This is a genomic window from Archangium sp. (assembly GCF_036389735.1).
GTDB lineage: Bacteria > Myxococcota > Myxococcia > Myxococcales > Myxococcaceae > Archangium.
In genome coordinates, this window is the sequence record NZ_DASVWK010000388.1 from 1 (window position 1) to 8,523 (window position 8,523).

The following is an 8,523-nucleotide window of genomic DNA, read 5'->3' on the forward strand; positions in this document are numbered from 1 at the left end:
GAGTGAGCGGTACGGGGCGGTGTCCGTGCTCTGCGTGAATGGTTTGCTGTCGCGGTCGAGCAACCGTCGCTTGTTGTCCCACGAAAAACCCGTGCGCACCTCCTCCTGTACCAGGGAGTGGATGGGCTTGCCCTCACGCACAGCCGCCTCCACCGTCAGCCGCCGTTTCCTGATGCGCGTCGGGGCCACGTCGCGCCCCTCGCGCAGGCAGGCCAGAAGCGTCTGGGCGAATTCCGCCTCCGACTCGCTCGTCCCCTGGCGGGCGACACGCACCACCGCCCAGGTGTCGTCCCTTCCCAGCACCAGCTCACCGGGGCCCACGTTCTCCACCCTCCGCAGCAGCGCGTACAAGCGAGCACGGGCGATGAAGACGGCATCAGCCCGATGCTCCAGGCGCATGCCGCTGCCGACGCTCTCCAGCGCGTCGAGCCCTTCACAGCGCAGGTCCAACTCCTCGGGGCAGATGATGGCGTCGGTGGAGACGAGAAGGGCCCCACGCGCGGTAATGTCGGCCATGAGGGCGCGAGCCCGGCCCAGCACCAGCGTGGCCCACTCCGGGGCGAAGGCACTGCCCACATCCGGAGGCCCCTTGAGCGAGGCGCGTAACAACGGCGAGCCGTGGATGGCCGCTCCCAGTCCCGGGCCGAAGCCGTGGAGCTGGGCCTCGCGCTCGACGTCCAGCAGGCTCGAACCGTGCATCTTCTCGGCCAGCTTGCCCAGCAGGGCGTTGGCGAAGAGCTTGGCCGTGGCGTACTCCAGGGTGCCCCTCTTGGCGGCGGACTTCTTCTCGAGGAAGTGCCGCATGTAGCGGCTCACGTCGTGGTCGCGCTCACGAGGGCCGGGCTTGAAGCCGTAGGCTTCCACCACCTTCACCTTCGCCCCCCGTCGTAGCGCCAGGCGCACCTCGGCCAGCGTGCAGGAGGAGGTTCCTTGAAGAGGAAAGACGAGTCGACGCACGCCGTTGCGATGCACTGGCAGGCAGGGGTAGCGCGTGCCCCTCGGGAAGACGAACGTGAAGGTGCCGAAGCCCTCGTGCTCCTCGACCTGGGCGAGGGATTCCAGCCGGACCCATCGTGTCCCAGCGTGGGGGAGCGGCTGGAGCATCGCCGCGTAGGGATAGAGGGACACTGCGTCGTACTCGGCGAAGGCGCCGACGTGGAAGCCGCGCCGGAACGCCTCCGACTGCGCACCCCAGTAGGCGCGGCAGGCCATGCGGCGCACGTTCGGGTCGCCGTTGAAGACCAGCTCGACACGCGGCTCATCCCGGTAGCCCGTGCCCTTCTTCACCTTGCGCACCACCTCGCGCTTCACCACCGGGGCGGGACCATTCCGGACGAAGTGCAGGCGGAAGATGGCGGACGCCACGGCCGGTAAGGTGCGGTTGCCGAGCACGTCGATGTTCCACTCGGCGAGCACCCCCTGGCGGAAGTTCCGCATGGCACGCAGGGCCACCTCCGCGTCCCGGGTGGCATGGGCCACCAGCCGCGCTAGATCCGTCCGCTTCAGCTCGGTCAGGTGCGGCCCATCTGTCTCCAGGCGGGGACGGCCCACGGTTCGAGCGATTTCCTCCAAGGGAGTCTTCGGGAAATAGCCCGCGAGATCCACCAGCCGCACGTCCCAGGTGCCCTCCTCGCGCTTCACGCGCTCCAGTCGCGCGTGGTGGGCCTTTCCCACCTGCTCCACCCGCGCCTCGGTCACGGCGGAAGGAAAGAGGGCGAGGAGACTGCTGGCCTCGTGTGCCACCACATGCACCTGCCGGATTCCGCGCCGGGCGGGCGGCATGGCATCGGCCCGCCGGAGCAGTTCCCGGATGCAGTCGATGAGCTGCTCGCCCATGAGCTGTCCCTCGGGCAGCTCGTAGGCTTGGGCGTGGACGTGCTCGTCCGCGAGGGTGACGAGCTGCAACAGCAGCGGGACGCGATGCTCCTCGTCCCACTTCACGCTCACGCCCACCAGCACGGTGTGCGGATACGCTCGGGGCCGACGACGGAGGGGAGAGAGCGTCCGGGACAGGAGCAGCCCCAGGTGCGTCTCCAAATCCTTCTCGTTCATGCGCCACCCCCGAGCAATTCCAGGGACTTGGCGCGGCAGGAGACTGGCGCGTTTCGCCAGATGGCGGACTGGAACCGTCCAGCCCCTCGGAGCTTGCAAGCCCTCGAAATTACGACGTCGAGGGGCTCAACAGAGTGTCCGGAACCGTGATGAGGGGGCGGACAACACGCCTGCCCCCTCATCGTGATCCCTTGGATGAGGGTGATGTTCTTGGAGTTCCTGGTGGCTCTCGACCGTCGCATCTTGCCGCCTCGTGCGCAGGGCGCCTGTCCTGGGCGTCCGGCTCTGCGTGGCAATGTCGAGATGCTTTGGTCGAAGAAAAATCCTAGAGGTCTCGTGGGGTTGTGGGGCGATTGGTCTCTACTAGAGATGGAAGGGGTCGTTCCCCAGCACCATCTCTACCCCCTGGAGACGGGAGGGCTCACTACCCCCCATCATCTCCACCCCCTGGAACTCATGCCTGCAAGTCCCCGAATGGGGATTGCGGTGGAGGAAAGGGCGGCTCCTCTGGTGACGGGTCGGTTGGCGCCGTGGGTGGGGGACTCTGGCCTGTGAGCTGTCTCAACGCCGCCAGGAGCTCCTTGGAGTTTTGGCGCGCGTTGGCCCACTTCCACACCCGCTGGGTGGTTTCCCCTTTGTCCGAGGTGGGTTCCTCATAGCCGATGAGGATGGCGAGCGCGGCGATCTCCCTGTGCGCCAACTCGATGCCGAGTATCTCCGCCGTGAAGTCCGCGAAGGCGGCCATCATCCTCTTCTCCGCACCCGCTCCTTCGAGCAGGACACGTAGAGCTGGCTTCTGTTTCACTTCTTCAAGCAAGGGTCCGATACGTCGCTGGAGAGCGAGAAGGAAGGTGGCCACTCGTTCCAGTTGGCGCAGAGGCTGGAGGCTCTCGACGAGCACGGGCGGCAGCAAGCCACGCGTGACCTGGATGTATCGCCCCACCCAACTGCTCCTGGCGTTCTGGAAGAGCGACTGCTTGCGCTGGCTGAGCACGTCGTTCTTCTTGCCGAGCCATCCCAGCAGGTTCCGCAGGGGCTCGGACGCATTGGAGATCTTGAGTCCCATCTCCATGCTCGCTGCAAGCGCGTCAACATGCGGGCGGATGCGTTCCTGCTCTACTTCAAGGTAGGCGAAAACCGAGGCATTCGAGGCGAGATGCGCGATGAAGCGTGGCTGGTTCATGGCCGAGAAGCTCGTCACGCCTGGTCCCCCCGCCAAGAAGCAGTTCCCACAGGTGTAGAGGCTCCTTCACAATTCGAGCATGAAGACCGTCAGAACCGCCGTGCAGGCTGCGCAGGCCGCGATCAACGGGGCTCGCTCAAAGGGCCCGAAGACGCCCGAGGGGAAGGTTTCATCCTCACTCAATGCCCTCCGGCACGGGTTGAGTGCCAAGCAGCTACTACTGCCCGGGGAAGATGCCGATGAGTACGAGCGCCATCTCGATGGGTACTTCGTCGCCTTCGCGCCAGCTACCCTGCCCGAGGCCGTCATCGTGGCGCAGCTCGGGGATACAGCCTGGAAGCTGGAACGGCTAAGCAAGCTGGAGAGCGGACGGACCCTCGCCAGCCTGGAAGATGCCCTGGAGAAGACGCCCGAGTTCGAGAGGTTCGCCCTTACTCGCCGCGCACTTCGGGCCGTGAACGCCCTCGTGGAGATCGCGGATGCCTGCCCGGTGCCGCAGGATGTGGCGCAGACCGACGCCCTGCTGGCTGCCGTAGATGGAACCATGAAGATCGTCCACGAGGTGCCGGAGCTGCCGAGGACGGTGAGCCAGTCCCTCGCCTTCTCGCTCGGTCATGCTCGGGACACCTCCAAGGATGGACGCATGCTGACGGACGCCTACCGTGCCCTGGGAGACGCCGCCAAGGTGCTGAAGGGGGCCCTCTCCGCGAAGCTGGCCGAGGACGAGGGGGCGCTGGCTCCGGTACGCGAGCGGCTGGCCGCTGAGGTGCTGCTGCTGGACGACGCGGACCTGCGGAAGCTGGAGCGCCACCGCAAGCTGCTGGAGACCGCCATGCAGCGACAGCTCGACCTGCTCGGGCAGGTACGCGCCAGGGTGGCCGCCTCCAAGCCCGAGTCGCAGGCCGAGGCGAAGGAGCTGCGTGTGAAGCTGCGGGTTGTAAGGTAGTCGTGGTGTTAACTTGCTTTGGGCAGTTCCAAGCGGAAGTGCTCAAGCATGGAGCGAAGTGCAACGCGGGCCTTTTCGAGGGTGCCGCATTGGGCAGCGGCAATACGGAAGACATGCACGCCTTCGCGCTGCATTGCGAGAGTGCGCTCCTGCGCTTCAACGGGAGTTTCCTGGTGGAACGACTGACCGTCGATCTCCACCTGAATGACAACGCCGTTCCTCAGGATGAGCATGTCGGGCTCGATGCGGTACGGTGGGGTACGGCCCGGCCTGAGGAACACCGGTAAGGGGGCGCAGACGAGGCTGGCCTCCTTGCACGCCAAGTAGAAGTTCACCTCTGGTTCCGAGCGAAAGTAGAGTCCGTCGTACATCTTCATCGCCGGATTATCGGAGCGAACGCGGCCTTGATTATTCACCTTTCGCCCGCGTGTAAACTCACGTGCAGCCTGCTGCCACGTCGAGTTCTTCTCGATGGCAGCGCTGATCGAGAACTTGTCAATGTAGGAATCTGGGTGCTCGTGCCCAAATACCTCCACTGACGTATCATGGAGCACGCTCTCAAGCTCCTTGCGCACGTCCGCCGTCAACCGCCCGTAGACGTCGGGTCTGAGGCGAGTCGTCAACTGCCACGGGTAGTGGTATCGCCCGAAATCGAAAAACTTGTCGCAGCGAGCCGTTGTCGTGCCGTAGGCGAGGACGGCCACGGCATTACGCTGCCCGCGCTCCATTAGGATGCGCGCCATCGTCGCCAGGAAGCCATCGAGGTCGACCGGGAATTCATCGGGCTCGGACTCGGACATGCGACATGACTGTAGAAGAGGCGTCCATGGAGTCCAGTTTTCGTCCTTCTGGGGCTCAGGTTCGTTCTGACAGCTCTTCCCGGCCCTCTTCGCCTTCCTCGCCTTTATCGAGGGCTATCCAACTTGGGTGAGCACCCCCGGGATGGGGGGACAGGGGTTCCCTTGTCGCAGGCCCACCTGCAAGCCCCCGGTCTTCTTCGAGCCCCCCGGGGGATGGGAGCCTCAAGATTTTTTTCGGGGGAACTCTCCAGCGGGCTGCTCTCCCGGTACACGGTCCCTGGCGAGCTTCGCCCAGGGGTTACTGATGGCCGTACCCTGTGTTCGCCCTCTCGCTCCTCGCGCACGAGGGGTGGAGTGCATCCCGGCACTTCAAATCTTCCTGGGGCACCTCGAAAAGTGACCGCGGACTTCCGACCGTGGAACTACACCAGCTCCAGCACCACCGAGGAGGCGGCACCGTGAAGCTGAGCTGGCTCCCTTGCACTACTTGGACGAGACCGAGCACACCTGCGCGGCTGGTGAGGCGGTAGGCACATCGCCCAGCTCGCATCCTGCGTGAGCTTGCGCAACTCGAAGCCTCCGATGCAGACGACAGGTTGACCCCCGAAACCCAGGTACTGTGACGAGACGGGTTGGTGCAGCCGCCAGGGTGAAACGTAAGAGAAGAGGGCGAACTCCCATCGTGGACTGGAAGTCCGCCTCCTCGACCGCTACTGCGCGTGCCGCTGCCTACTCAGTGCATGGGCCAGCACCGTGAGGATGGCGGCGGCCACGTCCCGTGCGAGGGGCGAACGCAGCACCTTTCCGAGCCAGTTCATGGGACACCTCCTCACCTCGACTCACGCCGCGAGCCGGAGCTGGGCGGTGTCCGCGATGGCCGCGAGCGCCTGGCGCTTCATGGCGGCGGCCTTGCCCATCCAGATGCTTTCCAACCGCATCGTCTCCACCTTCTTGCCCTGGACGGCTCGGGTGTGGCGGTAGTGGTCGGCCCACTCGCTGAACGCCTGGAGGGCTGCCCAAGCGGTGCCCTGGATGTCGCCCTCGATTCCGGTGCCCGTGTGGAACAGCTCCACCACCTTGTTGCGCGCGTTGGTGATGCGCGGGTGCTTGGCCTCGTCCTCGGGCAGCGGCATCACTCGGTTGAGCACGAGTTGGAGCTGGTCCTCGTTGAACGGCTGGATGGCGAGGTGGTTGGCCAGCTCGCCGAACCGCTCGTAGCCCTCCATGAGGAGTCGGAAGGCCAAGCCCGCTTCCTCAAGCCGGACTTTGGCACTGGTGGTGTGCGGGATGTGCCACTCGGCCCCGTCCTTCTCCGAGAGGGCGACGCCGAGGGTGTTCTGGCACACCACGCGCGTGGCCACGTTCTTGAGGGTGATGGCGGTGGTGCCGTCGTGGCCGCAGTAGCCCAGCACGTACCGCTGGATGGGGCTCTTGTCGCCCCGGACCAGCAACGGCTCGGGCAACTCGCCGAGCAGCCACCCGCGTACGCCGTTGCGGCCCAAGGTACCCGCCGTGTGGAAGATGCAGCGCACGCCGCCTGCTGCTTCCACGAGCGTGCGGGCCACCTCCGCGAACTGCACCACCTCGTAGCCCTTGGAGACGGTGGACAGGTACTCGTCTGAGTCCTCCCGGAAAAGGGCCTTCCTGTCCGGGATGGCTTCCACCATGGGTGGCGAGAAGACGGGCCGCTCCACCGCCGTGTAGAAGCCGGCGGCCTGGACGAGGGTGTCGTAGTCGGCGTTGGCCGGGAGCGCGGTGCCCAACCCGTGCCAGGGCTCCTTCCCGACGTAGACCATCTTGCTGATGTCGTGAGACATGGTGTTCCTTCCCTTCGTTGGAGAAGGCGCACCTCGGGCGCTCGGGCCCGGTCCATGAGAACTCGAGTCCGTCACCTCGCGGTGCGCCGAGCTGGGGTTGTTGGAGGAAGGCGCACTGGCCGGATTGCCAGCGCGTCGGCGGATACGTCTCCGCCACGAGCCTTATGCCGAGGAGCACGCGGCTTTTGACGGGCCGCGCTCATGGAGCTGGTGGCGCGTCCTCGGCCGTGGGCTGCTTCTCCGGCCTCTTCTTCACCGCCCGCCTTGCCCGAGGCTTGCGCTCGGGCGCCTTCCGCGAGCTCCGAGTGAAGGGAGAGAGTGTCTTCGACACCAGCCGCACGTCTCCGTCATCCCCGGGCAGGGGCGAGGGGCTGATGGCATTGTGCGGGGCCCACAGCGTTTCGGCGTCTTCCTCTCCCCGGGTGACCCGACCCACATGGCGCAGCCGGGCGTTGACGAGTGCGAGTTGGGCGCTGATGCAGTGGGGGGCCATCCGCTGCGTCTCTTCGTCCGGGAGGTCGTGGTTGGCGAGCAACTCGGCCAGGAGCGAGGCCCCGCGTAAGGCGTGCTCCAGCGTGGCCAGCTCCATGCTGAGACTGACGGCACTCGACTCGGAGCGGCGGGGACGCGTGTTCTTGTCGCTCATGGGTCCTCCATGCGGTGTGTAGACGAAGGGCACCCATGCCCCACGTCCTGCGGCTTATGCCGCCGCTCTCCGTGGAGTTGCTGGTGGGCACTCCTACCAGCCGGGCGCGTTGCCGCTTCCAACGGGTCCATGGGAAGCCCCGGGTTCTGGTAGCTTCCCACTCCCGAGGTTGAGCGCATGACCGGACTTCCACCGTTACTGGCCAGTGCCGCTGGAGAGGCACCATGAAGCCCACGCTGGAGGACGTGGTGCGGCCCGGCATGGTGGTGAGCGGCTACCGCATCGAGAAGAAGCTGGGAGCTGGCGGCTTCGGCAAGGTGTTCCTCGCGTGGCGTGACGGTAGCCCGTGCGCCCTCAAGTTCATCCACCTGGAGAGCGTGGGGGAGTGGGGCTGGCGAGAGCTGTTCATCATGCTCCGCCACGAGTTCCCCAACGTGGTGAAGCTGCTGAGTCACTTCAAGTGGCCGGAGGAAAAGCCCGAGTACCTGGTGCTCGTCATGGAGTACGTGCCGGGAGTGACGCTCTACCAGTGGGCGAGGGATAACAACCCGTGTGCCCGCGAGTTGGTGGAGAAGCTGTTGCCGCTCTCCCGGGCGTTGAAGGAGGTTCACGCCAAGGAGGTGCTGCACCGGGACTTGAAGGGCGACAACGTGCTGGTGCGCGAGGGCAACGGAGCGCCAGTGCTGGTGGACTTCGGCGCGGGCACCATGCCCAACGCGCCTCGCGTCACCGGAGCCCTGGCCCCGGCCAACCTCCGCTACCGCAGCCCCGAGGCCGTGGCCTTCTTCCTGCGCGAGGATCGCAAGCGGGGGGAGAGCTACGACTACTCGGTGAGGGACGAGCTGTACTCCCTGGGCGTCATCCTCTACGTGCTCGCCACCGACGTGTACCCCTTCAACGGCCCAGACGACGAGCTGATGGGGGAGATTCTTGAGGGCAACCCCAAGTCCCCGCATGTGCGCAACTCCCGCGTGCCCCGGGCCTTGAGCGAGCTGTGTCTGCGCCTGCTGGCCAAGGCGAACGCCCGTGTTCCGGACGCCGAGGCCCTGTGCGTGGCGCTGGAGAAGCTGCTGGAAGAG

General features: G+C 65.9%; 7 protein-coding genes. 2 read left to right on the forward strand and 5 right to left on the reverse strand.

Going from position 1 to position 8,523, the window contains the following annotated elements; all coding sequences use genetic code 11:
- Positions 1–2,052 (reverse strand): DNA polymerase (locus VF794_RS13785; RefSeq protein WP_331110503.1); only part of this gene is annotated, 2,052 nt, incomplete at its 3' end.
- 454 nt (positions 2,053–2,506) lie between these two features.
- Positions 2,507–3,253 (reverse strand): hypothetical protein, encoded by a 747-nt coding sequence (locus VF794_RS13790; protein ID WP_331110505.1) that lies wholly within the window; start codon positions 3,251–3,253, stop codon positions 2,507–2,509.
- Positions 3,254–3,314: 61 nt separating this feature from the next.
- Here VF794_RS13790 and VF794_RS13795 point away from each other — a divergent pair, with 61 nt between their 5' ends.
- Entirely contained in the window at positions 3,315–4,181 is an 867-nt protein-coding gene (locus VF794_RS13795) for a hypothetical protein (RefSeq protein WP_331110507.1), read from the forward strand.
- An 8-nt stretch (positions 4,182–4,189) separates the two neighbouring features.
- Here VF794_RS13795 and VF794_RS13800 read toward each other — a convergent pair whose 3' ends face one another.
- The 3 genes from VF794_RS13800 to VF794_RS13810 all read right to left on the reverse strand — a co-directional run bounded on the left by VF794_RS13800 (position 4,190) and on the right by VF794_RS13810 (position 7,444).
- Entirely contained in the window at positions 4,190–4,981 is a 792-nt protein-coding gene (locus tag VF794_RS13800; RefSeq protein ID WP_331110509.1) for a hypothetical protein, read from the reverse strand.
- 839 nt (positions 4,982–5,820) lie between these two features.
- Entirely contained in the window at positions 5,821–6,798 is a 978-nt protein-coding gene (locus VF794_RS13805; protein ID WP_331110511.1) for a DUF932 domain-containing protein, read from the reverse strand.
- 199 nt (positions 6,799–6,997) lie between these two features.
- Complete coding sequence (locus VF794_RS13810; protein ID WP_331110513.1) at positions 6,998–7,444, reverse strand: hypothetical protein; 447 nt, start codon at positions 7,442–7,444, stop codon at positions 6,998–7,000.
- A 224-nt stretch (positions 7,445–7,668) separates the two neighbouring features.
- Between VF794_RS13810 and VF794_RS13815 the strand changes: the two genes are divergently transcribed.
- On the forward strand, positions 7,669–8,523 hold an 855-nt coding region (locus VF794_RS13815; protein ID WP_331110515.1), incomplete at its 3' end, for a serine/threonine-protein kinase.

Excerpts from the sequence above, each read along its gene's own strand:
- VF794_RS13795 (WP_331110507.1), top strand. The coding sequence starts at position 3,315 with ATGAAGACCGTCAGAACCGCCGTGCAGGCTGCGCAGGCCGCGATCAAC.
- VF794_RS13800 (WP_331110509.1), bottom strand. The coding sequence starts at position 4,981 with ATGTCCGAGTCCGAGCCCGATGAATTCCCGGTCGACCTCGATGGCTTC.
- VF794_RS13810 (WP_331110513.1), bottom strand. The coding sequence starts at position 7,444 with ATGAGCGACAAGAACACGCGTCCCCGCCGCTCCGAGTCGAGTGCCGTC.
- VF794_RS13805 (WP_331110511.1), bottom strand. The coding sequence starts at position 6,798 with ATGTCTCACGACATCAGCAAGATGGTCTACGTCGGGAAGGAGCCCTGG.